We start from the raw sequence: 24,051 nt of genomic DNA, 5'->3' as shown, positions 1-24,051 counted from the left end.
GAAAACCCTGACGTGGTGCCGGCCGCAGTCGGCCTTAGAGGGTCAGGTGGTGGGCACCGGGACGGGTGCCTGTTCGCTGGTCGTCGCGGGGCGACGCCAGCGGTCTATCCAGGAGGCGTCCGGGGCGCCGTCGAGCACGCCGCCGTCCGGGTCGTCCGGGTAGGTGGCCCGCACCGCGTCCTGCTCGGGGTGCAGGATCTCCTTGACGACGAACACGCAGAGCACCACCACAGTGGCCAGTCGCAACGTCGAGGCCAGCACGAACACCCCCTCCGGGAAGACCGGCTTGCTGGTTGCCGCGCCGAGCAGTTCCCCGTAGAAGGCGACGAAGTAGCAGACCTCGGCGATCTGCCAGGCCAGGAATGCGCCCCACTTCGGTCGGGCCAGCACCACCAGCGGGAGCAGCCAGAGCACGAACTGCTGTGACCAGACCTTGCTGAAGATGAGGAACGCCGCCACCACCAGGAAGCCGAGCTGAGCCAGCCGCGGTCGGCGCGGTGCCCGTAGCGCCAGCACGGCCACGCCGAGGCAGGCCAGCCCGAACAGCGCGTACGAGAGTGTGTTGAGGGTTGGGATGTTGGCGTTGAGCCACTCGAACGGGCCGAGCTTGGTGGGGTCGTTGCCGACCTTGCCGTCCAGGTAGCGCCCGATGTACCAGAGCGTGCCCCAGTCGATTGGCCGGGTGGTGTTCAGCTCGAAGAATCGGTCCCAGTTCTCCGGGTACGCCCGGGCGGCCGGCAGGTTCACCAGCACCACGGCGGCGATCGCCGTACCGATGGCGATGAGCGCGGCACGAACCCGGTCGGCCCGCAGCGCCAGGATGAGGATCGGCCCGAGCAGGAACAACGGCCAGAGTTTCGCCGCGCCGGCCAACCCGAGCAGCACGCCGGCCACCGCCGGTCGTTTTCGGGCCCAGGCCAGCAGACCGAAGGCGGCCAGCCCGATGGCGAGCAGATCCCAGTTGACGGTGGCGGTGAGCACCAGCGCCGGGGCGAGTGCGAACAGCGCCGCGTCCCAGGGTCGTCGGCGGCGCAACGCCAGGATCACCGCCACCGTGGCCACCGCGAGCGCGCCCAGCACCAGCGCGTTGAGGTTGTAGAACCACTGGCCCTGGTTGATGCTCGGGTCGCCGTCACCGATGGCGTGCACCGGCAGACCGAGCGCCCCCATGAAGTAGCCGGTCAGCACCGGGTACTCGACCGGGTGGTCGCGGTAGGGCACCTTGCCCTCGTTGAGCCCTTCGGCGTAGTAGAGGGCAAGGACGTCGGTGTAGCAGAACCGGGTGTACTGGACGTTGTTCTGCCAGGCGCCGTCCTGGCAGGGCGATTTCTGCACCCAGTGCAGCGCGAGTGTGAGGCACGCCAGCGCCAGCACGATCCGCACGGCGGTCCAGAAGCGACGCTCCCGACCGGCCGGCCGGTCCAGCGCGGTCGCGTGGTCGCCGAGCGGCCCGCCGATGACGCCGGAGATGCCGCGGACGAACCCGTCGGAGCGAGACGGGTGATCAGTGGTTCCGGCGTCGTCGATGCCGGGCGTCGACTGGGTGCTCATGAAGAGGCATCCTGCCGTACGACAGGGGTGCCCGTCCTGTCCTGGCACGGAGTTCCGGGTACGAAAACGCCGCCGCCGGCCGGGACAGGTCGTCCGGCCGGCGGCGGCGTCGTGCGCTGGTGTGGGTCAGTCTCGGTTGGGTGGCAGGCTGGGTAACAGCCCGCCGCCACCACCCGTCCCACCGCCGCCGGGATTACCGCCGGGATTACCGCCAGGGTTGCCACCGGGGTTACCGCCGGGATTGCCCCCAGGGTTGCCGCCGGGGTTGTTGCAGAACAGATCGATCAGCGGGTTACAGGGAGTGCCCTGACCGGGCTGACCGCCCGGGTTGGTCGGCGGTGGTGGCGGCGGCGGCTCCTTGCCGTTGCCCTTGGTGACGTCGCCCTCGCCGGTGATGTCGGGCAGGGGGATCTCCTCCTGGCCCTTGAGGGCGGCGTCCATGTACTTCTCCCAGATCGGGCCGGGGAGCGTCGAACCACCGATGTCCTTGCCGCCGGTGAGCCGGATCTCCGGCTTCTTCGGGTCCCTACTGCCCACCCACACCGCGGTGGCGATCTGCGGGGTGTAGCCGACCGTCCAGGCGTGCGAGTTGTCGTCCTTGTCGTACTCCCAGGTGCCGGTCTTGGCGGCGGCCTGGCGGCCGTCCTCCAGGGAGATGTTGTTCGGCTTGGGAATCTGCTTCAGGACGCCGGTGACCTCGTCGGTGATCTTCTTGGGGATCCGCTGCTCCGGCTTGATGCGCTCGCTGCCGACCACCTTCCACTTGCCGGTGTCCTTCTCCTGCTGCTCCACCTTGACGACGAAGTGGGCCTTGATGTACTTGCCGTCGTTCGCGAAGGTTGCCAGGGCATTGGCGTGGTCGAACACCGTGATCGGGTACTTGCCGAAAGCGGTGTAGTTGTCGAAGGGGGTCCGCCCCTTCTTCGACAGGTCGAAGGCCTGCGGCGGGTCGACGCCCCACATGGTGGTCACGCCGGCCTTCCTGGCCATGTCGACGACCTTGTCGGCGCCGATCGTGTCGGCGACCCAGTAGAAGGGAACGTTGTACGACTGGACCGTGGACTCTTCGAGGGTGCAGTACTTGCCGCACTTGAGGTTGGTGCGGCCGGCGTTGCCGATTGCGACGTCGGAGCCCTTGGGCTTGTACGGCGTGGGGTCCCAGTGCGACTTGACCGAGATACCGGCCTCGATCGCGGCGGCCAGGGTGTACACCTTCATCGACGAGCCCGGCTGGTGCCCGCCGGTCAGGTCGCCGTTCTTGTCGATGTTCTTGCCGGCGTAGTCGAAGTCGGCGCCGCTGTCACCGCCGTAGTAGGCGAGCACCCGACCCTTCGACGGGTCGATCGACACCACAGCCGCCATCAGGTTCTTCGGCTGGTCGTAGAGCTCGGAGCCCTTCTTCGACTGCATCGCGGTGTTCTCCGCGGCGGCCTGCAGCTTCGGGTCGATGGTGGTGGTGATCCGGTAGCCGCCGTCCCGCAGCGCGTCGACGCAGCTCGTCTTGCCCTCCGCGCCGCTGTCGGAGCAGAGACCCATCTCGTCCATCTCTTGCCGGACGTAGTTGATGACGTTGCCGCGCGGGCTGTCGACACCGAAGCCGTTGCCACCCTTTTTCGGTGGCAGCACCTTGGGGTATTCGGTCGGTGCCGGTTCCCGACCGGGGGCGTCGAGCCAGCCCTCCTTCTTCATGCCGCCGATCACGTAGTCCCAGCGGGTCTTGGCGTCGGTGGGGTTGACCGCCGGGTCGTACCCCTTGTGGGTGTCGGTCGCCTGCGGCTGCTTGATCAGCGCGGCCAGGACCGCTCCCTCCGCGACGCTGAGCTTGATGGCCGGCTTGCCGAAGTAGGTCTGCGCCGCCGCCTCGATGCCGTACGCGCCGCGACCAAAGTAGATGACGTTCAGGTAGTGCTGCATGATCGTCGGCTTGTCGTACTTGTCGTTCAGCTTGGAGGCGAGAATGGCCTCCTTCACCTTCCGGCCGTACGTGTCGTCCTTGAGGTTCTCGAACGCGTTGCGGGCGTACTGCTGGGTGATCGTCGAGGCACCCTGCTTGTCGCCGTTGGAGACGTTGTTCCAGGCGGCCCGGACGATGCCCTTGTAGTCGACGCCCGAGTGCCGGTAGAAGTTCCGGTCCTCCGCCGCGGCGACCGCATCCTGCACGTGCTGCGGGATCTGCTGGATGGTCACGAAGGTGCGGTTCTCGCTGCCCAGCTTTGCGAGCGGCGTCTTGCCGTCCTTGGCGTACACGGTGGTGGAGAGTGGCAGCGGCATCTCGTTCGGCATGACCACGTTGGTCGAGTAGTAGGTGAACCCGACCACGCCGATGCCGGCGAGCATGATGAAGACGGCCATCCCGGCGATCAGCAGGTTCATCCGCTTGCGCTTCTTCGCCCGCGCGGCACCCGAGTCACCCGGGCCACGACCGCCCCGACCGGGACCGCCCGGACCGCCCGGCCCGCCGGGCCCACTCGGACCGCCCGGCCCACCGGAGACCGGTGAGACGCTCGCCCGGGCGACCGCCGCACGACCACCGACCGATGCGGAGCCGACGCTGGCCCGACCCGCCGAGGCGGTGCCGACCGAGGCCGCACCGACGGCGGCGGCACCGACCACGGCCCGACCTGCCGGTGCGCCCGGCGCCGGGGAGACGGGCACCGAGGCCCGACCGGCGCCGGCGCGGCCAGCGGCCACGCCCGGTGCCGGCGACACCGGCACCGAGGCCCGACCGGCCCGGCCGGTCGCTGCCGACCCCACCGAGGCGGACCCGGCGGCGGCACCGCCACGAGGGGGCACCGAGGCCGAACCACCGACCGTGGCGCGACCACCGGCAGCCCGCGGCGTCACCGAGGCGCGGCCCGGGGTTGCCGCGCCGCCCTCAGAGGCCGACCAGCCGCTTCCGCCGGAGTCACCGCCGGATCGTCGGTACGCGTCGTCCGCGCCCGCCCCGGGATCACCGTTCGGACCCGAGTACTGGGCCCGTCCGCGCGCAGAACTGGGATCGCCGTACGAGTTCATTCCTCACACCCTGCCGGTCGCGGTGGGGCGCGGCTGCGCCGCCACCGGGTTGCCGTGAGTTGCTTCACCCGGGACGCCGGCACGGGGGTGCCAGGCGACCGGAGTCATTGCCGTATCAATGGGGCCAATCGGACCAACAAGCGGTCGACCGTCCCGGGTTTCGTCCACGGCCCCGGGGCCGGTCCAACCAGCTGAGATCACCGTTGCGCCTCTCGCCTCCGCCGACCGCCGCTCTCGGCGCCCGCTGCGTCCTGCTCGCTGGTGCCGTCGCCGTCGCCGGTCAGCCCGTCCCGGCCGAGCAGGTACTGCTCGACGAGATGGTTCCAGTCACAACCGAGGCACACCTCCACCACGAAGACCTGGAACTCACGCAGCGTCATCGCCAGCACGGGCAACTCGGTCAGTGTCCGGGCCTGCCCGGCTGACTGCTTGAGTTCGTCACCGTAAATGTAGTGGACGAGGGTCAGGTTTTCGCTGCGACAGATCGGGCAGCGCAGGTCGGTCGGCTCGCCGTGGAACCGAGCGGCGTTCTTTAGGTACGGCGACGCGTCGCAGACGTCGTACGTGCCGACGCGGCCGGCCAGGAGCTCACGCAGCACTGCTCGCTTCTGAAGCGAGTAGTCGACGACCTGGCGCTGCGTACGCATGCGGAGAAGGGTACGCGGTCCGGCCCGAGCAGGCGACCACGCTCACAATCCGTGACGACGACATCTCGGAACGGGGGTTTGCCCTGGCCCGCGCGACCCGCTAACGTGCGATGTATCGGTCCGATACATCGCGGCGGTTACCACTCCACGCCGGAGGGTAAAGAGAGGGTGGCCAGTGCTTGAGTTCGCCATCCTCGGCCTCCTGCAGGAGTCTCCGATGCACGGCTATGAGCTGCGCAAGGAGCTGACCGCCAAACTCGGCGCGATCCGGGCGGCGATCAGCTACGGCTCGCTCTACCCCACGCTACGCAGGCTCCAGGCGGCGGGATGGATCACCGAAGCTGCTGAGACACCCGCCACTGCCGAGGAGGTTCCCGCGCTGACCAGCCGACGAGGTCGGGTGGTCTACAAAATCACCGCGGAAGGCAAGGAACGCTTCGCCCAGCTGATCGCACAGGCCGGGCCCGAGACGTACGACGACACGGGCTTCGGTGTGCACTTCGCGTTCTTCGCCCGGACCGACCAGGCGACCCGCCTGCGCATTCTGGAGGGTCGCCGCCGCAAGATCGAGGAGCGTCGCGAAGGGCTTCGTGACGTGCTGGGCCGGGCGGCCGAGCGCCTCGACGCTTACACGCTGGAACTGCAGCGCCACGGCCTTGATGCCTGTGAGCGCGAGGTCCGCTGGCTGGAGGAGCTCATCGCCAACGAGCGCTCCGGCCGAGCCCCGACGGTCCCGAACATCGGGACAGCCGGCGGCCGACGAGAAGACAACAGCCCGCCTCCGCCTGGAGAGACCAGGAATGAGCGGCCGTGACAGAAAAGAAGGAGGCAGACGCTATGGGCTCCGTCCGCGTCGCCATCGTCGGTGTGGGTAACTGCGCCTCGTCCCTGGTTCAGGGCGTCGAGTACTACCGGAACGCCAACCCGAACGACCGCGTCCCGGGTCTCATGCACGTCGCCTTCGGCGACTACCACGTCAACGCCGTGGAGTTCGTCGCGGCATTCGACGTGGACGCCAAGAAGGTGGGCATGGACCTCGCGGAGGCGATCGTCGCCAGCGAGAACAACACCATCAAGCTCTGCGACGTGCCGCCGACCGGCGTGAGCGTGCAGCGCGGTCCGACCTTCGACGGTCTGGGCCAGTACTACCGCGAGATCGTCGAGGAGTCGGACGCCACCCCGGTCGACGTGGCGCAGGCGCTGCGCGACGCGCAGGTCGACGTCGTCGTCTGCTACCTGCCGGTCGGCTCCGAGCAGGCCGCTAAGTTCTACGCCCAGGCGGCGATCGACGCCGGCTGCGCGTTCGTCAACGCCCTGCCGGTCTTCATCGCCTCCGACCCCGAGTGGGCCAAGAAGTTTGAGGACGCGGGCCTGCCGATCGTCGGTGACGACATCAAGAGCCAGGTCGGCGCGACCATCGTGCACCGCGCCCTCGCGAAGCTCTTCGAGGACCGCGGCGTCGAGCTGCTGCGTACGTACCAGCTCAACTTCGGCGGCAACATGGACTTCATGAACATGCTGGAGCGCAAGCGGCTGGTCTCGAAGAAGATCTCGAAGACCCAGTCGGTCACCTCGCAGATCCCGCACGAGATGAGCAAGAGCGACGTGCACATCGGCCCGTCGGACCACGTGCCGTGGCTGGACGACCGCAAGTGGGCGTACATCCGCCTGGAGGGCCGCTCGTTCGGTGACACTCCCCTCAACGCCGAGCTCAAGCTCGAGGTGTGGGACTCTCCGAACTCGGCCGGCGTCATCATCGACGCGGTCCGGGCCGCGAAGATCGCCCTGGACCGGAAGATCGGCGGCCCGATCCTGTCGGCCTCGTCGTACTTCATGAAGTCCCCGCCTGTGCAGTACGCCGACCACGACGCCCACCAGGCCGTCGAGGAGTTCATCGCCGGTGAGGTCACGCGCTGACGCGCTGAGTCACCAAGCACGTCGAAGGGCCGGGTCCGTGCGGACCCGGCCCTTTCGCATAGGTCGACTCCCTGGGTACGGAAGCTGTCCGGTGATCACCGCCACCGTTTCCGGGACCACGGGTGTCAGGGAGGCTATCGATAATCGAGACATGGCCTCCCGCGCCGGCACCACAGCGACGGTCCCGCACCCGGTCCGACCTCCTCGGCCGCGCATCGTCGCGCTGGCCTGCCTGCTGCTGGCCCTGGCCGCCGTCGCGCAACTGGCCGCACTGCCCCTCGGCTACTGGCACCAAGACTTCTTCCAAACGGCCGCCAGGTCCTTCGAGCCCACGGGCGGGGTGGCCTTCGCGGCCCTGGGCAGCACCGCCGATCTGGCGGCTGATCTCTTGACCGCGGTGCTGTCGATCGGGCTCCTCGCGCTCGCCGCCGCCAACCTCGTGGGTGTGAACGGCACGCGGATCGCCTCCTGGACCACGGCGCCCCTTCTCGCCTGCTGCGCCACCGTCGGAACGGTCCGATCCCCGCAACCGCTCTCCTCCATGTACTCCGCCGAGAACATCGACCGGATCACCGCGATGGCGCGAGACGGCATGCCGGCGTGGCTGGAGCCCCTGCTGCTCACCCTGGGCCTGGGCGCGCCGGTGGCGATACTCGTCGCGCTCGTCCTGCTGGCCCTGCCACCGGCCGACGCCTTCTTCCGGCCGCGGACCCCGGTCGACCCGCCGTGGCCCGGCCGGACCTCACCCGCCGCCGGGAACGGAAGGGTCGCCCAGCGCCGGGTAGGCCCCCCGGGCGCGGACGGCTACCGCGGGACGGCTCAGGACCAGGCGTGTCGCAGCGCGACCCCGGCCTCCAACTCCAACAACTTGACCTTGCGGGGCAGGCCCCCACCGAAACCGACCAGCTTGCCGCCCGCGCCGACGATCCGGTGACACGGCACGATCACCGGGACCGGGTTGCGGTTGCAGGCGACCCCCACCGCCCGTGCGGCTCCGGGATCGCCGACCAGTCGCGCCACCTCGCCGTACGTCAGCGTCTCCCCGTACGGAATCCGCGTCATCTCCCGCCACACAGCGCGCTCGAAGTCGGAGCCGCGCGGCACCGACACCGGGACGGTGAACGCGGTCAACTCCCCGGCGAAGTACGCCCGCAGCTCGTCGACGGCCTGCCGGGACAGCGCCTGGTCAGGCTCCTCGGTGGCCGCCTCGACCCGGCCGAAGTGCGCGCCGCAGACGCTCGTGCCGTCGGTGGCGACGGAGAACTCACCGATCGGTGAGTCGAGCACACTCCAGCGCATCCGCCCATTCTCCCCGATGCGGACTCCTTCACCGGCCCGGCTACCAGCGTCGGGCTGAACGCCACTCCTCGGCGGCCCGGATCGCCTCCGCCGCTGCGGCCCGCTCGGCGCGGGTCCGATCGCGGTCACGAAAGCCCAGGTAGAGCTTGCGGCCGGCGAAGCAACGGCCGGCGGCGCAGAAGATAACTCGCCGAGGCCCATAGGCGCTCCCCCTTTTCGATCATCATCAGCCAGCCCGAATCGGTAGATCATCTCGGGTCCTGCCGGGCCGTTCGCCGTTGCGCGGCGTCGATACCGTCAAGGTCGTGGCAACGGGGACGCTCATCTTCCTGATCATCGGCGGGGCGGGCATCGGTGTGCTCGCGCTCGCCCTGCTCGGCACCGAGATGCTCCACTTCGGGCACGCCGACGTGGACGGGCCGATCTCGATCGAGACGGTCGCCGGCTTCGCCGGGGCGTTCGGGTTCGGCGCGGCCATCGTCAACGAACTGCTCGGTGCGCGTACACCTGGCATGGTCGTCGGGGCGGTGGCCGGCGGCGTGCTCGCGGCCGTGCCCACCGGGTGGTTGGCGTCCCGGCTGAGCCGGGCGGCGCGGAACATGCGCACCGACCCCACCCCCACCCGTGACGACCTGGTCGGCGCGCTCGGCCTGGTCGTCACCCCGGTGCCGGCCAACGGGTACGGCGAGGTCCGCATCCGCCTCGCCGGCCAACCGGTCAAGCTCAGCGCCCGCGCGGACCAGCCGATCCCGATCGGCGCCCAGGTCTTCGTCGTGCAGGCGCTCAGCGAGACCAGCGTGCACGTAGAGACCTACTGACCTCCCCCTCGTAGACGGGACTCCTTATATGGCCCTACTCATCGCCATCGGTGGCGCGGTCCTCCTCGCGCTCGTCCTGGTGCTCTTCGTGCTCTCCCGGATCAAGGTGGCCGGCCCGAACGAGGCGTTCATCGTCACGGGTCGCAAGGGCCGCACCACGCAGACCGCGGACGGTGGGCGATCCACCGACAACTCCGGGCAGAAGGTCGTGCTGGGCGCCTCGGTGTTCGTGCTGCCGGTGGTGCAGAAGCTCCAGTCGCTCGACCTGTCCAGCCGGCGGATCGACGTCGGCATCCGGGGCGCCGTGAGCAAGCAGGGCATCCGCGCCGACCTGCACGGGGTGGCGATCGTCAAGGTCGGCGGCACCGAGGACGCGATCCGGGCCGCCGCGCAACGGTTCCTGCACCAGCAGGACGAGATCGACAACTTCACCCGGGAGGTGCTGGCCGGCGCGCTGCGCTCGATCGTCGGCCGGCTCACCGTGGAGGAAGTCATCCGGGACCGGGCGGCGTTCGCCAGCGCGGTCGCGGAGGAGGCCGAGCACTCGATGACCAACCAGGGTCTGGTGCTGGACACCTTCCAGCTCCAGGACATCCTCGCCGAAGGCTCCTACCTGCAGGACCTGGGCCGACCCGAGGCCGCCCGGGTGCTCAAGGACGCGGCGATCGCCGAGGCGCGGGCCCGGCAGCAGGCCGAGCAGGAGCGGCTGCTCGCCGAGGAGGCCATCGCCGAGGCCAACCGCAACCTGGCCCTCAAGCAGGCCGGTATCCAGGCCGAGATCGACGCGGCGAAGGCGAAGTCCGCGGCGGCCGGACCGCTCGCCCAGGCCGAGCGGGACCAGGCGATCCTCTCCGAGCAGCAGAAGGTTGCCGAGCGCAACGCCGAACTCAAGCAGCGCCAACTCGACACCGAGGTTCGCAAGCCGGCCGACGCGGCCCGGTACAAGGTGGAGCAGGAGGCCGAGGCGGCCCGCAACGCGGCCGTGCTGCACGCCGACGCGCAGCGCCAGGCCGTCATCGCCGCCGCGCAGGCCTCCGCCGAGCAGGCCCGCCTCACCGGTGAGGGTGAGCGGGCCCGACGCGCCGCACTCGCCGAGGCGAACGCCATCGAGGGCGCCAAGGAAGGTGAAGCCGAGCAGCGGCGGCGTTCCGCCATCGCCGAGGCGGTCGAGCGGGAGGGTCAGGCCGAGGCCGCGGCCATTCTGGCGAAGGGTGAGGCCGAGGCGGACGCGATGGCCCGCAAGGCCGAGGCGTTCGCCGCGTACGGCGAGGCGGCCGTGCTGGACCTGCTGGTCAAGGTGCTGCCGCAGGTCGTCGAGGCGGCCAGCGCGCCGATCGGGGCGATCGACAAGATGACGGTGATCTCCACCGACGGCGCGTCGTCGCTCACCAAGTCGGTGGCCGGCAACGTGGCCCAGGGCCTCCAGCTCGGCAGCGACCTCACCGGGATCGACCTGCCCGGGCTGCTGGCGCGGTTCGCGGCCGGCCGGGCCGACGCGGCCGCGCCCGCCAACGGCGCCAACACGGTCGACGGAAACGCGGTCGCGCGCTGATCTGACGGAAGACGCGTAACGAGCGGCGCCCGCCGGCACCCTCCCGAGGGAGAGGTGCCGGCGGGCGCCGGGGGTTGCGAACCGGGTCAGGCGGGGTCGACGACGAACTGCTCGCCGATGCCGAGGCCCAGGGTCTCGCTCTCCCAGTCGATCGTCTTGTTGGGGATCAGCTGAGCGCGGCCTTCATCGCCAGCACTGACCGCCTCCCCGTCGACGTAGGCACGCAGGTAGACCGATCCGTTGGCGTTGTAGTCGAGGAAGTCGAAGACCTCCCAGTCGCCGATGGCCGGACCGCTGGCCCGCATCGGCGTGGTGCCGGCGCCCTCAGCGGAGACGTACTTGCCGTTGACCAACGCGCGGAAGCCGAAGAACCCGCCCTCCAGGTTGACGACCTCGAACTTCTCCCAGGTGCTGACCGAGGTGGCCATCGGGGCCAGCGGGTCCCTACCGGCAGCGTCCGCGGAGACGAACTTGCCACTCGCCACCGACTTGATGCTGACCACCGGGGCCGGTGCCTCGACGAAGAACTTCTCCCAGGTGCTGATCGACGGCGCGCTCGCGGTCAACGCCGCACCGCTGTTCGGCGCCGAGACGTACTTTCCGTTGACCTTCGCCTTGAGGCTCACCGTGCCATCGGTGTTGTTGATCAGCTGGAACTGCTCCCACGTGCTGACCGCCGGGCCCTCGGCCACCAACGGCTTGGTGCCCGCGGCGGTGGCGGAGACGTACTTGCCGTTGACCTTGGCGCGAAGAGCGACCAGGCCGCTGCCGGCGTCGACGATGTCGTACTTCTCCCAGGCCCCGAATGCCGGGCCCACGGCGGCGAGCGGCTTGGTGCCCGCACCGTCGGCGGAGACGAACTTGCCGTTGGAGCGAGCCCGCAGGCCGTGCGAGCTGCGCGCCGGGGAGGTGCTGCGCACGTTGAGCAGCCGGTCCGTCGCCCCCGCCGGGTCGTGCACGGCGCCAGCGACACCGCCGGTGACGATCTGGTCGCGAACCTGCTGCGGCGTCCAGTTCGGGTTGTTCTGGAGCAGCAGCGCCGCGGCGCCCGCCACGTGCGGCGAGGCCATCGACGTGCCGCTGATCGACAGCGTGCCGTCGCCGGTGCCGGCAGCAGCGGAGACGATGCTCACGCCGGGAGCGTAGGTGTCGACGCAACTGCCGTAGTTCGAGAACCAGGCCCGGAAGTCGATCTTGTCGGTGGCGCCCACGGTGATCGCGGCCGGCACGCTGGCCGGCGAGACGTTACAGGCGTCCTGCATGCTGTTGCCCGCGGCCACGGCGTAGGTGATACCGGTGCCGATCGACCGGTTGATCGCGTCGTTGACGGCCTGGTTGTTGCCGTTGAACCCGAGGCTCATGTTGGCCACGGCGGGCTTCACCGCGTTGGCCGTGACCCAGTCGATGCCCGAGAGGACCTGCTCGCTGGTGCCGCTGCCCGCACAGTTCAGGACACGGACGGCGACGAGCTGGACGGCCTTCGCCACGCCGAAGGTGGTGCCGCCCACGGTGCCGGCCACGTGCGTGCCGTGCCCGTCGCAGTCCTGGGCCACGTCGTCCTGGTCGACAGCGTCCCACCCGTATCGAGCGCGCCCGCCGAAGTCCTGGTGGGCGATGTCGATGCCAGTGTCGATGACGTAGGCGGTGACACCGTTGCCGGTCGTCGGATACGTGTAGCTGTTGTCGCGCTTCGAGCCGCTCTGGTCGATCCGGTCGAGACCCCAGGACGGGGGGTTGGGCTGGGTGTCGGTGGCCGAGAAGACCTGGACCTGCTCCACGTAGGACACGGCCGGGTCGGCGGCCAGTCGCTCCGCCTGTCGCCGGTTCATGGCCGCCGAGTATCCGTTCAGGGCGCTGCTGAAGACCCGACGAACGGTGCCTCCATTGGCCGCCGCGAGTGCGGAGGCGGCTGCCTTGGTCTCCTTGGGAGTGGCCTTCTTGTCCTTGAGGACCACGATGTACCGGTCGGGCACCGCCTGCGGGGTGCTGGCGCCGCGCACCTGCGGTCGCTGGCTGGAGGGCGGGTCTGCCGGCGCGGCACCAGCGGTGCCGGCGCTGACGATGAGGGTTGCGGAGGCGAGAGCAAGGCTCGCCACCGCCGAGCGGCGTATCACGCCACGACGATTCACTTGATGATCTCCCCGTTGGTCGTCGCCCGTCCGACCCGAAAGTCGGGCGGGCGGAAATTCGGCGGCGGTGGTGGTCACCGGCTGCCGACGGACGTCTGGACATCATGGATGAATGTCGAAGCGGCTCACCTCAGCCGTTCGGTCGATACGAGCCCGTTTCGTCGTAACGATGGAGCGCCTGAGACGCGACGGCGACCGTCAGCCGATGAGACCCTCGGCGCGGGCCCAGCGCAGCAGCTCCGCCTCGGCGGCGTCGCGGTCCAGCGGGCCGTGCTCGAGGCGCTGCTCCTTGAGGTGCTTCCACGCCCGCCCGACCACCGGCCCCGGCGGTACGCCGAGCAACTCCATGATCGCGTTGCCGTCCAGGTCGGGTCGGACCCGCGCCAGGTCCTCCTCCGCCGCGATCCGGGCGATCCGATCCTCCAACGCGTCGTAGTCGGCCGCGAGCTGGGCGGCCTTGCGCCGGTTGCGGGTCGTGCAGTCCGAACGGGTCAACTTGTGCAGGCGGGGCAGCAGGTCACCGGCATCGGCGACGTAACGCCGCACCGCCGAGTCGGTCCACTCACCCCGCCCGTACCCGTAGAAGCGCAGGTGCAGCGCGACCAGCGCGGTCACCTTCGCGGTGACCTCCTTCGGGTACCGCATCGCCTTCATCCGGGCCTTGGTCAGTCGGGCGCCGACCACCTCGTGGTGGTGGAAGCTGACCCGACCGTCGGACCCGACTGCCTTCGTCGCCGGCTTGCCCGCGTCGTGCAGGAGGGCGGCCATCCGCAGGATGAAGTCGCAGCCCTCATCCTCGTAGGAGACGGCGTTCTCGACGACCGTCAACGTGTGCTCGTAGACGTCCTTGTGCTGGGCGTGCTCGTCGATCTCCAGCTTCAGCCCGGTCAGCTCCGGCAGGAACCGCTCGGCCAGCCCGGTGTCGACCAACAACCGCAGGCCGGTGATCGGGTCGGCGCCGCAGAGCAGCTTGGTGAACTCGTCGCGGATCCGCTCGGCGGTGATCCGGTCCAGGTCGGCGGCCATCTCGGTCATCGCCACGTGCACGTCGGGGTGCACGGCGAACCGTAGCTGCGCGGCGAACCGGGCGGCCCGCAGCATCCGCAGCGGGTCGTCGCCGAACGACTCACCCGGCGTGCTCGGGGTACGGATCACCTTGGCCGAAATGTCGTCCAGCCCGCCGTGCGGGTCGGTGAACCGGTGGTCGGGCAGGCTGACCGCCATCGCGTTGATGGTGAAGTCGCGCCGCTTCAGGTCCTCGTCGAGACTTGTGCCGTACACCACCACCGGGTTGCGGCTGACCTGGTCGTACGACTCCGCGCGGAAGGTGGTGATCTCCAGCCGGAGGCCGTCGCGCTGAGCGCCGATGGTGCCGAACTCCCGACCGGTCTCCCAGATCGACTCGGCCCAGCCCTTGATGATCCGCAGGGTCTCGTCGGGGTGCGCGTCGGTGCAGAAGTCGAGGTCGTCGCCGAGTCGACCGAGCAGGGCATCCCGCACCGAACCGCCCACCAGGTGCAACTCGTGACCGGCGCGGACGAAGCGGCGGCCCAACTCGTCGGCGACCGGGGACACCCGGAGCAGTTCGGCGACGGCGTTGCGCTGCGCGGCGGTGAGTTCGCGGCGGTCGGCGGCGTGAGGAGCGGAGGCTTCGGACATGGGATCGCCAGCTTATCGGGCCGGGGTGTGATCCGATCCGCCGGGCGCGGGTAACGGGTGGGGGTTGACTATGGTCTGTGGCGTGCGGGTCGGTGTCCGGCTCGACGTACCCCTGGGAGGCTGGAGATGAGCGGCGGGCTCTACCGCAGCGCCAACGCCGCGAACGATGGCGGCGCCGGCGCCCGTCCTGGGGACGGCGCCACGTTCATCTCCGCCGAGCCGCTGAACCAGCCGGCCATGGAGTCGACCGCGCCACCGCAGGAACAGGTGGGCGAGGCGAGCGCGGCGGCCAACAGCGCGGTGATGGCGATCGGCAGCCTGGTCAGCCGGGGTACTGGCTTCCTGCGCAACCTGGTGATCGCGGCGGCGCTCGGCGGCGCGCTGGTCGGTGACGCGTACACCACCGCGCAGATCCTGCCCGGCATGGTCTACGAGTTCCTGCTCGGCGGCGTGCTCACCAGTGTGTTGATCCCGGTACTGGTGCGCCGCCGCAAGGTCGACACCGACGGCGGTCAGGCGTACGCCCAGCGGCTGCTGACCCTGGCGATTCTTGCCCTCGGCGTGGCGGCGCTACTCGCGGTCGCGTTCGCCTCGACGCTGACCTGGCTCTACGGCAGCGGTGAGTCGACCGACGACTATTCGAAGCTGGTCACCGGGCTGGCCCGCCTGATGCTGCCGATGATCTTTTTCTCAGGGCTGAGCGCGCTGATCAGCGCGGTGCTCAACACCCGGGGGCACTTCGCCGCCCCGATGTGGGCGCCGATCCTGAACAACCTCGTGGTGATCGGCACCGCCGGCCTCTACATCGCCATATTCGGCGCGGAGATCGTCCGGCCAGGGGACATGACCACCGGGCGGATCCTGCTGATCGGCGGTGGCACCCTGCTTGGTGTCGCCATCCAGGCGATGGGCCTGCTGCCGGCGCTGCGCAAGGTCGGCTTCCGCTGGAAGCTGCGCTTCGACTTCCGCGCGCTCGGGCTGCGCGAGCTGGGCCGGCTCGGCGCGTGGATGATCTGCTACGTCGCGGTGAGCCAGGTCGGCCTGATCGTGCTGTTCAACCTGTTGAACCGGGCCGGCAAGGAGAACGCTGCCGGCCCACTGATCTACAACAACGTCTTCCTGCTTCTGATGACCGCGCACGGCATCATCGCTGTCTCGATCATCACGGCGCTGATGCCCCGGATGAGCGCGGCCGCCGCCGACGGCCGGTACGCCGACGTCGCCGCCGACCTGTCGCGGGGCACCCGCACAGTCACGGCGGTGCTCGCCCCGATCGCGGTCTGCTATGCCGTCCTTGCCACCCCGATCGCGTTCACGCTGTTTCGGTTCGGCGCGTTCAACGAGGAGAACGCAACCGCTACCTCCGTCGTGCTGCTGGCGGCGGCGCTGGCGCTGGTCCCGTTCGCGGTCAGCCAACTCTTCACCTTCGCGTTCTACGCGCTGCCGGACACCCGCACTCCCGCGCTGATCAACATTCCAGTGGTGGCACTGCGGGTCGGCGTGCAGATCGTGCTCTTCGTGGCCTTCTCGGCGAGCTTCGCCGGTGCCGGGATGATGATCGGCAACGCGGTCTCCTACCTGGCGGCAGCAATCGCGTCCGCCTGGCTGCTCCGTCCCCGCGTCGGCCGCATCGGCCTCGGCGAGATCATGCGGACCGGGGGCAGGGTGGCGGCCGCGGCGCTGGGTTCGGCAGTGGTCGGCCTCCTGGTGGTGAAGCTGCTGCCGGGCGACGACACCCCGAGCCGCCTGGAGGCGATCTTCCAGTTGGTGATCGGCGGCGTGGTGATCGGCGGGACCTACCTGGGTCTGGCCATGCTGCTGCGGATCGGGGAGATCACCGAGGTGGTCGGAATGGTTCGCCGCCGTCTCGGTCGCTGAACGTCCGTATCTGATTACAACAAGTTCGCACTGATACGGACCGTGACCACGGATCACCAGGCTGGGGATGTACCTGTGGATAACTCCGCGATTCGCCGGTCAGCCACCCCTTCAGCCTGTGGATAACCAACCGTACGGATGAGGGTGGCAACCCGATCGGTGGGAACGTACGAGGCAGCGCGAGCGCCACGCCAGCCCAGCCCCGGCGTCGGTCACTTGCGGTGAAGCCGTAGATTAGCTAGTACATGTGCCAGCAACGTGGCTGACAACGGTCGTAACCGGACGAGTTCGCCGACTGCCGGAACCCCGCCAGGTACGGCGGGAAGATGACATGTCGGAGAGACGGGCAACCCGGGTAAGGTCGCTCTCGACGGGTACGGCAGGGGCCGACGCTGGGCGTCGACACCGGTCGGCCGGTTCCTTCAACGGCAGAGCGGGAAGCCACATGCCCAGCAGTTCGGGTTCATCGATCGACACGATCACCGAGGGAGGACGGGTGACCCAGGTCGGCGAGGGTCAGGAGGCGGACGAAAGCGCTCCTCCGGTCATGACCTTCGGTGCTCCCACGGCCGGTGAAGTCCTCGCCGAGCGGTACGAACTGGTTGAGCACATCAACAACGACAGTGCGGGTCGGCTGGTCTGGCGCGGGGTCGACGTCATCCTGCGCCGTCCCGTCGCCGTGGTGCTGCGTTACCCGGGTGGCGACTCCGCCACCGAGATGCTTCAGGCCGCCGTCGCGGCCAGCCGGGTCATCCACCCCAACCTGGTCGGCGTCTACGACGCGATCGACGAGGCCGACCGGGCGTACGTGGTGCGCGAGTGGGTCGACGGGCAGTCCCTGCGGGACCTGGCGACCGACGGCCCCCTGGACCCGGCTCGGGCCACCGCGATCGGCAACGCCGTCGCGAGCGCGCTCGCCGCGGTGCACGCCACCGGCATGGTGCACGGCAACGTCCACCCCGGCACCGTCATGATCAGTGACGAGGGCCGAGTGGTCCTGGCCGACGCCCGCACCGACGGCGCCGACAGCCAGGAGAACGACATCCGGGCGGTCGGCGGGGTCCTCTACTTCGCACTGACCGGCTCCTGGCCGCACGCCGAGGCACCGTTGCGCGGCGCCACCGCCGGCCACGGCCGCGCCGCCATTCCGGACGCTGTCCGGGACGCTGCGGGTGCCATCGCGGCACCGCGTCAGGTTCGCGCGGGCGTTCCCGCGTACCTCGACGACCTGACCATGGATCTCCTCGACGCCGAGATCGCGCCGCCGTCGTCAGACGTGCTCGCCGCCGAGTTGGCGCGACTGGACGTGCCGGCCGAGGAGGAGCACTACCTCGACAACACCGGGCCGCTGCGGTTCGCCGCCGACACCGGGGAAGAGCCGTCGCCGCTGGCCGCGGCCGGGGGTCGCAAGGTCGCCGTCGGCATCGCCGGTCTGCTGGCCGTCGCCCTGGTCGGTCTCCTGATCGGGATCGTCGCGCTGGGCGGCGACGACAAGGACCCGCAGTCCAACCCGGTCGCCGCGCCGACCTCCAGTGCCCCGGCCGGTGGCGCCACCCCGGCCGCCGCCACGGCGCGCAAGCTGACCGTGAAGGACGTCCGGATCATCGACCCGGACAGCAAGAACCGCAGCGAGGTCGACGGCGCCGAGAAGGTCATCGACGGTGACGAGGACAAGGGTTGGGAGACCGAGACCTACCGGGACCGGCCCAACTTCGGCAACCTGAAGAAGGGCATGGGCGTCTGGATCGACCTCGGCGAGCCGCACACCGTCAAGTCGGTGCAGGCAGTGCTGTCGGCCACCAACGCGTCCGCCCAACTGCTCGCCGGCACGACCAACCCGCCGTCCAGCTCCAGCGGTGACAAGCAGTTGGTCGCGAGCTACAAGACCGCCATCGGCCAGCCGTTCGAGGACCACGACGGCACCACCATGACGTTCAACGGCTTCGACGCCGACCAGAAATACCAGTACCTGCTGTTCTGGATCACCGAGTTGGCTCCGGCCGAGGGTGGGTTCAAGCTGGGGGTGCAGGAGATTACGGTCCAGGGGTCGTGAGCCGGGCACCACGATCCGGGCACCGCACTCGCTGGACGCGGTGATGGACGGGCGTGCCGCCGCACGTGACCTGGAGCTGCTGCGCGCGCACGTCGCCGGAGACCGGGACGCCTTCGCCGAGCTGTTCCACCGGCACCGAGACCGGTTGTGGGCGGTGGCCCTGCGGACGCTCGGCGACCGCGAGGAGGCGGCCGACGCACTCCAGGACGCCCTGCTGTCGGCGCATCGGGCGGCGGCCCGGTTCCGCGGCGACTCCGCCGTCACCACCTGGCTGCACCGGATCGTGGTCAACGCCTGCCTGGACCGGATCCGACGCCGGCAGGCGCATCCCACCGTGCCGCTGCCGGACGGCAACCGGGCCGAGGACGGCACCGGCGGGCTGGAGCCGGCGGCCCCGACAACGGACCACGACACCGTGCTGGTGGTCCGCGAGGCGCTCGCCGCGCTGCCCCTTGAGCAACGCGCCGCGCTGGTACTGGTCGACGTACAGGGCTATCCGGTCGCCGAGGTCGCTCGCATCCTCGGCGTCGCCGAGGGAACGGTGAAAAGCCGGTGTGCCCGGGGCCGGGCGCGGCTGGCCGTGCTGCTCGGGCACCTCCGGCCCACTGCCGTCGCGACGCCTTCGGCCCGACCGGACCCGGCCGCCCCGATCACGGGCGTGCCGGGCGTCACGCCGGGGAACCCCGGCCCGGTGGAGGGCGTCGGATCGGGGTCAGGCCGGTACCGGCGGGACGCCAACCAGGAGGACACGTGACGACCGAGGGGTTCCGGGAGGTCGACGCCGACCTCCTCGCTGACTACCTCGGCGGGGCGTTGGACGGCACCCCGCAGCAGGACGAGGTAGCCCAACTGGTCTCCGCGGACCCGTCCTGGGCCGAGGCGTACGCGCTGCTGGCCCCCGCCCTCACCGAGGTCCGGACGGACCTGACCCGCTGGGCCGAGCCGTCCCCGGAGATGCCATCGGCGATCACCGACCGCCTCTTGGCCGCGCTGGCCTCGGTGGAGACGACGAACGACACCTCGATCGAGGGGGCATCCGCCGCCGATCCGGACGTTGACGCGGCGACGCCGGTGGTCGTACCGGCGCAGGGCGGTGCCGATCGCCGGCCGCCCGTCCGCACGCCCGTTGGGTCGGGGCGCTGGGCGTCCACCGGCCCGGGCCGCCGCCGGCGCGGCTGGGCCCGCCGTGGCGCACCCGTGGCCGCCGCCGCGATCGCCGTGATCGCCGTCGCACTGGGCCTCAACCAGCTGTCGATACGCACGTCGGACGACTCCGGCGGCACCAACGCCATGAACCAGCCGGCCAGCGCGCCCGAGGGCGCCGCGGGGGCCGGAACGGTTCGCACCACCGGGCCGGGACTGCGCAGTGGTACGAACTACACCCCGCAGACCCTCGGCAACGCCTACGACACGAACGCGCCGAGTGCACCGGCTGCCAGCCGGGCCACCGGCAACACCCCGGGCGAGCAGCCGGAGGTGGATGCCGAGGGCGGACGCCGTCCCTCTCCCGACGGGTCGGACCAGCTGGTTCGGCTGACCGACGAGGCCGCGCTGACCACCTGTCTGGCCAGCGTCGCGGCAGAGCACGGATCGGCCCCACTGGTGGTCGAGGTGGTCGACTACGCGCGGTTCCAGGGCGATCAGGCGCTGGTCATCCACTTCACCGATGCGACCGGAGCCCGGTGGGCCTGGGTGAGCGGCCCGGAGTGCGGAGTGCCTGGGTCCGGCTCGGACAGCCGGTATTCGGCGCGGGTAGGGTGAATCCACGGTCAATGGCACGATGACCGCCCACGTGACCTGACCCACCGGATGCCCGGCTCGGGAATCCCCGGTTCGTACGATGACGTTCTGGAAGTCAGCTGCCGGCCCCACCCAGGCGTCGGCAACTCGGATCAGCATCGGTGCTCGCGCCGACGCCGAACACACACAACTCGGGAGACGGCAGTGGACGAGGTCCGCAACCTGATCATCATCGGCTCCGGGCCGGCCGGCTACACCGCGGCGGTCTACGCCGCACGCGCCAACCTGAAGCCGCTGATCATTGAGGGCGTGCAGTCCGGCGGCGCGCTGATGACCACGACCGAGGTGGAGAACTTCCCCGGCTTCGCCGACGGCATCCTCGGCCCCGAGCTGATGGACAACATGCGCAAGCAGGCCGAGCGGTTCGGCGCCGAGTTCCTCACCGACGACGTGACCCGGGTCGAGCTGGTGGACACCGGCGACGCCGGCTCCGGCGCGGTGAGCACCGTCTGGGTCGGCGAGACCGCCTACCGGGCGCGATCCGTCATCCTCTCCACCGGTTCGGCCTGGCGTCCGCTGGGCGTGCCCGGTGAGCAGGAATTCCTGGGCCACGGCGTCTCCTCGTGTGCCACCTGCGACGGTTTCTTCTTCCGCAACCAACACATCGTGGTCGTCGGCGGTGGCGACTCGGCGATGGAGGAGGCCAGCTTCCTCACCCGCTTCGCCGAGTCGGTCACCATCATCCACCGCCGCGATTCGTTCCGCGCCAGCAAGATCATGGCTGAGCGCGCGCTGAGCAACGAGAAGATCAAGGTCGAGTGGAACAGCGCCGTCGAGGAGATCCTCGGCGACGACGGCAAGGTCACCGGCGTACGCGTCCGTAACGTGCACACCGGCGAGACCAAGGTGATGGACGTGACAGGCGTCTTCGTCGCCATCGGTCACGACCCTCGCAGCGAGCTGTTCCGGGGCCAGGTCGAGATGGACGACGAGGGCTACGTCAAGGTCCACGCCCCCAGCACCCGCACCAACGTGCCCGGCGTCTTCGCCGCCGGTGACCTGGTCGACCACACCTACCGTCAGGCGATCACCGCGGCCGGCACCGGCTGTGCCGCAGCGCTCGACGCCGAACGGTTCATCGCGACGCTCAGCTGAAGCAAGGAAACACATCCCGGAGGAGGGGCATAGTGGGAAATACCAAGGCGGTCACCGACAAGAGCTTCGTCGCTGACGTGCTGCAGGCCGACAAGCCAGTGCTGGTGGACTTCTGGGCCGAGTGGTGCGGGCCGTGCCGCAAGGTGTCGCCACTGCTCGAGGAGATCGCCGGCGAGATGGGCGACCGGGTCAGCATCGTCAAGCTCAACATCGACGAGAACCCGGAGACCGCCCGGGCCTACCGGGTGATGTCGGTGCCGACGCTCACCGTTTTCAAGAACGGCCAGCCGGTGCAGTCGATCGCCGGTGCCAAGCCGAAGGGCGAGCTGGTCCGGCTCATCGAGTCGGCCCTCTGACCAGCAAAAAAATCAACCGAACCCCGTACCCGCTCGTCGGGTGCGGGGTTCGGTGTCTTACCGGCCGCGTTTTTCTCGGCCGAGCCACCTCGCCGCCCCGGAGCGCATAGCCTCAAGCCTGGGCCGCCCGGCCAGGCAGCGTCGTGCAGAGGGGGTCGTGCGTGCGTCCGATCCGACCCGGTGACCGGGGACCCGCGGTCACGGAGATCCGTACCATCCTGACCGGCCTCGACCTGCTCGCCGCCGCCGGCCCGCACACCGACGAGTTCGACCTCGACACCGAACGGGCGGTCCGCGCGTTCCAGCAGTCACGGGGGCTCAGCGTGGACGGCCGGGTCGGAGCGGAGACCTGGCGCGCTCTGGACGCCGCCCGCTGGCGGCTCGGTGCCCGCACCCTCTACCACGCGGTCCCCGAGCCGCTGACCGGCGAGGACGTCCGGTCGCTGCAGGAGCGACTGCTGGAGATGGGGTACGACGTGGGCCGCGCGGACGCCATCTACGGTGTCCGGACGTCCCGCGCGGTTGCCCAGTTCCAACGCGAGGTCGGGCTCACCCCGGACGGCTCCTGCGGCCCACACACCATGAACGCGCTTCGCCGGATCGGTCGCAAGGTGGTCGGCGGTCGCCCGCAGTGGCTCCGTGAGTCCGACGCGATCCGGCAGTCCGGGCCGGCGCTGGTCGGCAAGACGGTCGTCATCGACCCGGGGCACGGGGGCACCGACCCCGGGATGGTGGTGCCCGACGGCTCGCTGCGCTGGACGGAGGCGGACCTGGTGCACGACCTGGCCAGCCGACTGGAGGGGCGACTCGCCGCCACCGGGGTGCGGGTGCAGCTCACCCGGGGCCCGTCGCCCGACAGTTGCCTGCCGGACACCGACCGGGCCCTGCTGGCCAACTCGCTCGGCGCCGACGTGTTCATCTCGCTGCACCTGGACGGCCACGCCAACCCGGATGCGGAGGGTGTCGCGACCTACCACTACGGCACCGACAACGGGGTGACCTCGGCGACCGGTGAACGCCTGGCCGGGCTGGTGCAGCGGGAGATCGTCGCCCGCACCGGGCTGCGGGACTGCCGTACCCACGCCAAGACGTGGGAGCTGCTGCGACTGACGCGGATGCCCGCCGTCCGGGTCGAGGTCGGCTACCTCACCTCGCCGACGGACCGCGCCCACCTTGTCGACCCCCGGTTCCGGGACCGGGTGGTGGAGGCGATCGTGGCCGCGGTGCAGCGGATGTACTACCCGATCGAACGAGACGTCCCGACCGGGTCGCTCGACGTCAGCGAACTGCGTGCCGTGGTGGCCGCCGGCACGGTGGTCGACTGATCCGCCGCCGGGCGTCAGCCGTTGGTGGAGCGGGTGGCCGGGGCGGGACGAACCGGCCGGAGCAGGGTCTCGGGGCTCATCGACCCGAGCAGCTTCTCCAGCGCGTACTCGACGTCGGACTTCCAGCTCAGCGCCGTCCGCAGCTCAAGGCGCAACCGGGGGAAACGCGGATGCGGACGTACGGTCTTGAAGCCCACGGAAAGGAAGAAGTCGACCGGGGCCACGCAACCGCCGGCGGGGTCGTCCGCGTCGCCGAACTTGGCGTCGCCGAACGCCTCGATGGCCTTGATCCCGCGCTTGGTCAGATCCCGGGCGACACCCTGCACCAGCATCCGGCCCAACCCGCCGCCGGAGAACGCGGCGACCACGTTGGCGGTCATCAACAGTGCCGCGTCCGCGGAGACCGGTGAGGTCGGGAACGCCATCGAACGGGGCACGTAGGCGGGCGGGGCGTACATCACGAAGCCGGCCGGCATGCCGTCGACGTACGCGAGTTTGCCGCAGGAGCCCCACTCCAGGAGCGTCTGGGAGACCCACGCCTCCTTCTCCAGGCCTGGGTCGCCAGCGGCACAGGCCCGGTCCGCGGAGACTGGATCGAGCTCCCAGTAGACGCACTGCCGGCACGGGCGCGGGAGGTCTTCCAAGGTGTCGAGGGTCAGGCTGACCAGACGTCGCGACATATGGCGCATCCCCACAATAGGCTCGGTGGTGAGACCGGCATGGAACGACAGCGCCGCCTTCCTGCCCCCGACGAGCGATCGTACGCCGCCGATCGGTGATACGGGAGGGGACGCGCGAATGCTCACCGCAGTGGGGGACGCCGAGGACGGTCCGCCATGTGGTCGATCTGCCTCGGCACGGCGGCAGCACGACTCCGGCCGACTAGGATCGACAATCGGTGTGCCCGCCGCCATGGTCAGCGGTGTGCGGGGTACCCGGGGCGGGAGCCACCCGAGC

19 protein-coding genes are annotated in these 24,051 nt (G+C 70.2%); 12 read left to right on the top strand and 7 right to left on the bottom strand.

What is annotated here, in order from left to right:
- Positions 1-42: 42 nt before the first annotated feature.
- From ACIBD9_RS15930 to ACIBD9_RS15920, 3 genes are all read right to left on the bottom strand, one after another.
- The gene (locus tag ACIBD9_RS15930) at positions 43-1,551 is read right to left on the bottom strand and encodes a glycosyltransferase family 87 protein (RefSeq protein ID WP_396718206.1); all 1,509 of its coding nucleotides are present in this window, start codon (positions 1,549-1,551) and stop codon (positions 43-45) included.
- Between the two features lie 126 nt (positions 1,552-1,677).
- Positions 1,678-4,566, bottom strand: a complete 2,889-nt coding sequence (locus ACIBD9_RS15925) for a transglycosylase domain-containing protein (RefSeq protein WP_396718204.1) — start codon at positions 4,564-4,566, stop codon at positions 1,678-1,680.
- A gap of 197 nt (positions 4,567-4,763) precedes the next feature.
- Positions 4,764-5,213 carry a DUF5318 domain-containing protein gene (locus tag ACIBD9_RS15920; RefSeq protein WP_396718202.1) on the bottom strand — a complete coding sequence of 150 codons (450 nt, stop codon included), beginning with the start codon at positions 5,211-5,213 and terminating at the stop codon, positions 4,764-4,766.
- 175 nt (positions 5,214-5,388) lie between these two features.
- Between ACIBD9_RS15920 and ACIBD9_RS15915 the strand changes: the two genes are divergently transcribed.
- The 3 genes from ACIBD9_RS15915 to ACIBD9_RS15905 all read left to right on the top strand — a co-directional run bounded on the left by ACIBD9_RS15915 (position 5,389) and on the right by ACIBD9_RS15905 (position 8,064).
- Complete coding sequence (locus ACIBD9_RS15915; protein ID WP_030331823.1) at positions 5,389-6,027, top strand: PadR family transcriptional regulator; 639 nt, start codon at positions 5,389-5,391, stop codon at positions 6,025-6,027.
- 23 nt (positions 6,028-6,050) lie between these two features.
- Positions 6,051-7,130, top strand: a complete 1,080-nt coding sequence (locus ACIBD9_RS15910; RefSeq protein ID WP_091396616.1) for an inositol-3-phosphate synthase — start codon at positions 6,051-6,053, stop codon at positions 7,128-7,130.
- Between the two features lie 151 nt (positions 7,131-7,281).
- A complete protein-coding gene (locus ACIBD9_RS15905; protein ID WP_396718199.1) occupies positions 7,282-8,064 on the top strand; it encodes a hypothetical protein in 783 nt (260 codons plus the stop codon).
- Here ACIBD9_RS15905 and ACIBD9_RS15900 read toward each other — a convergent pair.
- Positions 7,950-8,429, bottom strand: coding sequence for a methylated-DNA--[protein]-cysteine S-methyltransferase (locus ACIBD9_RS15900; protein ID WP_396718197.1), 480 nt, complete (start codon positions 8,427-8,429; stop codon positions 7,950-7,952). The genes ACIBD9_RS15905 and ACIBD9_RS15900 overlap by 115 nt on opposite strands.
- Positions 8,430-8,689: 260 nt before the next feature.
- On the opposite strand from ACIBD9_RS15900, the gene ACIBD9_RS15895 reads away from it, so the two are divergent.
- Together ACIBD9_RS15895 and ACIBD9_RS15890 are read left to right on the top strand one after the other, a co-directional pair.
- On the top strand, positions 8,690-9,247 hold the full coding sequence (locus ACIBD9_RS15895) for a hypothetical protein (protein ID WP_396718448.1): 558 nt from the start codon (positions 8,690-8,692) through the stop codon (positions 9,245-9,247).
- Positions 9,248-9,275: 28 nt separating this feature from the next.
- Positions 9,276-10,799: a flotillin family protein gene (locus ACIBD9_RS15890; protein WP_396718195.1), complete on the top strand. Its 1,524-nt coding sequence runs from the start codon at positions 9,276-9,278 to the stop codon at positions 10,797-10,799.
- An 86-nt stretch (positions 10,800-10,885) separates the two neighbouring features.
- Here the strand turns inward: ACIBD9_RS15890 and ACIBD9_RS15885 are convergent, their stop codons facing one another.
- Together ACIBD9_RS15885 and ACIBD9_RS15880 are read right to left on the bottom strand one after the other, a co-directional pair.
- A complete protein-coding gene (locus ACIBD9_RS15885; protein WP_396718193.1) occupies positions 10,886-12,913 on the bottom strand; it encodes a S8 family serine peptidase in 2,028 nt (675 codons plus the stop codon).
- 213 nt (positions 12,914-13,126) lie between these two features.
- Entirely contained in the window at positions 13,127-14,587 is a 1,461-nt protein-coding gene (locus ACIBD9_RS15880) for a CCA tRNA nucleotidyltransferase (protein WP_396718190.1), read from the bottom strand.
- 126 nt (positions 14,588-14,713) lie between these two features.
- Here ACIBD9_RS15880 and murJ point away from each other — a divergent pair, with 126 nt between their 5' ends.
- From murJ to ACIBD9_RS15845, 7 genes are all read left to right on the top strand, one after another.
- Entirely contained in the window at positions 14,714-16,465 is a 1,752-nt protein-coding gene (gene murJ, locus ACIBD9_RS15875) for a murein biosynthesis integral membrane protein MurJ (RefSeq protein ID WP_396718187.1), read from the top strand.
- A 445-nt stretch (positions 16,466-16,910) separates the two neighbouring features.
- On the top strand, positions 16,911-18,518 hold the full coding sequence (locus tag ACIBD9_RS15870) for a protein kinase family protein (RefSeq protein WP_396718184.1): 1,608 nt from the start codon (positions 16,911-16,913) through the stop codon (positions 18,516-18,518).
- A gap of 43 nt (positions 18,519-18,561) precedes the next feature.
- Positions 18,562-19,272, top strand: coding sequence for an RNA polymerase sigma factor SigM (gene sigM / locus ACIBD9_RS15865; protein WP_396718181.1), 711 nt, complete (start codon positions 18,562-18,564; stop codon positions 19,270-19,272).
- Positions 19,269-20,279, top strand: a complete 1,011-nt coding sequence (locus tag ACIBD9_RS15860) for a hypothetical protein (RefSeq protein ID WP_396718178.1) — start codon at positions 19,269-19,271, stop codon at positions 20,277-20,279. Before sigM ends, ACIBD9_RS15860 begins: the two co-directional genes overlap by 4 nt.
- 183 nt (positions 20,280-20,462) lie before the next feature.
- Complete coding sequence (gene trxB, locus ACIBD9_RS15855; protein ID WP_396718176.1) at positions 20,463-21,413, top strand: thioredoxin-disulfide reductase; 951 nt, start codon at positions 20,463-20,465, stop codon at positions 21,411-21,413.
- A gap of 32 nt (positions 21,414-21,445) precedes the next feature.
- Entirely contained in the window at positions 21,446-21,769 is a 324-nt protein-coding gene (gene trxA, locus ACIBD9_RS15850) for a thioredoxin (protein WP_053651673.1), read from the top strand.
- 161 nt (positions 21,770-21,930) lie between these two features.
- Complete coding sequence (locus ACIBD9_RS15845; protein WP_396718172.1) at positions 21,931-23,094, top strand: N-acetylmuramoyl-L-alanine amidase; 1,164 nt, start codon at positions 21,931-21,933, stop codon at positions 23,092-23,094.
- Positions 23,095-23,108: 14 nt separating this feature from the next.
- Here the strand turns inward: ACIBD9_RS15845 and ACIBD9_RS15840 are convergent, their stop codons facing one another.
- Positions 23,109-23,774: a GNAT family N-acetyltransferase gene (locus ACIBD9_RS15840; RefSeq protein WP_091396576.1), complete on the bottom strand. Its 666-nt coding sequence runs from the start codon at positions 23,772-23,774 to the stop codon at positions 23,109-23,111.
- Positions 23,775-24,051 lie beyond the last annotated feature (277 nt).

Origin of the sequence: Micromonospora sp. NPDC050784 (assembly GCF_044456765.1) — a bacterium.
Taxonomy (GTDB): Bacteria; Actinomycetota; Actinomycetes; order Mycobacteriales; family Micromonosporaceae; genus Micromonospora; species Micromonospora foliorum.
Note: the sequence above shows the minus strand (reverse complement) of the source record. Positions and strands in the feature narration are given on the sequence as shown.

Bases quoted from the DNA above. Each gene is read 5' to 3' on its own strand.
- ACIBD9_RS15880 (WP_396718190.1), bottom strand. From the start codon at position 14,587: ATGTCCGAAGCCTCCGCTCCTCACGCCGCCGACCGCCGCGAACTCACC.
- ACIBD9_RS15870 (WP_396718184.1), top strand. From the start codon at position 16,911: ATGCCCAGCAGTTCGGGTTCATCGATCGACACGATCACCGAGGGAGGA.
- ACIBD9_RS15840 (WP_091396576.1), bottom strand. From the start codon at position 23,774: ATGTCGCGACGTCTGGTCAGCCTGACCCTCGACACCTTGGAAGACCTC.
- ACIBD9_RS15925 (WP_396718204.1), bottom strand. From the start codon at position 4,566: ATGAACTCGTACGGCGATCCCAGTTCTGCGCGCGGACGGGCCCAGTAC.
- ACIBD9_RS15890 (WP_396718195.1), top strand. From the start codon at position 9,276: ATGGCCCTACTCATCGCCATCGGTGGCGCGGTCCTCCTCGCGCTCGTC.
- ACIBD9_RS15930 (WP_396718206.1), bottom strand. From the start codon at position 1,551: ATGAGCACCCAGTCGACGCCCGGCATCGACGACGCCGGAACCACTGAT.
- ACIBD9_RS15920 (WP_396718202.1), bottom strand. From the start codon at position 5,213: ATGCGTACGCAGCGCCAGGTCGTCGACTACTCGCTTCAGAAGCGAGCA.
- ACIBD9_RS15900 (WP_396718197.1), bottom strand. From the start codon at position 8,429: ATGCGCTGGAGTGTGCTCGACTCACCGATCGGTGAGTTCTCCGTCGCC.
- ACIBD9_RS15910 (WP_091396616.1), top strand. From the start codon at position 6,051: ATGGGCTCCGTCCGCGTCGCCATCGTCGGTGTGGGTAACTGCGCCTCG.
- murJ (WP_396718187.1), top strand. From the start codon at position 14,714: ATGAGCGGCGGGCTCTACCGCAGCGCCAACGCCGCGAACGATGGCGGC.
- ACIBD9_RS15905 (WP_396718199.1), top strand. From the start codon at position 7,282: ATGGCCTCCCGCGCCGGCACCACAGCGACGGTCCCGCACCCGGTCCGA.
- sigM (WP_396718181.1), top strand. From the start codon at position 18,562: ATGGACGGGCGTGCCGCCGCACGTGACCTGGAGCTGCTGCGCGCGCAC.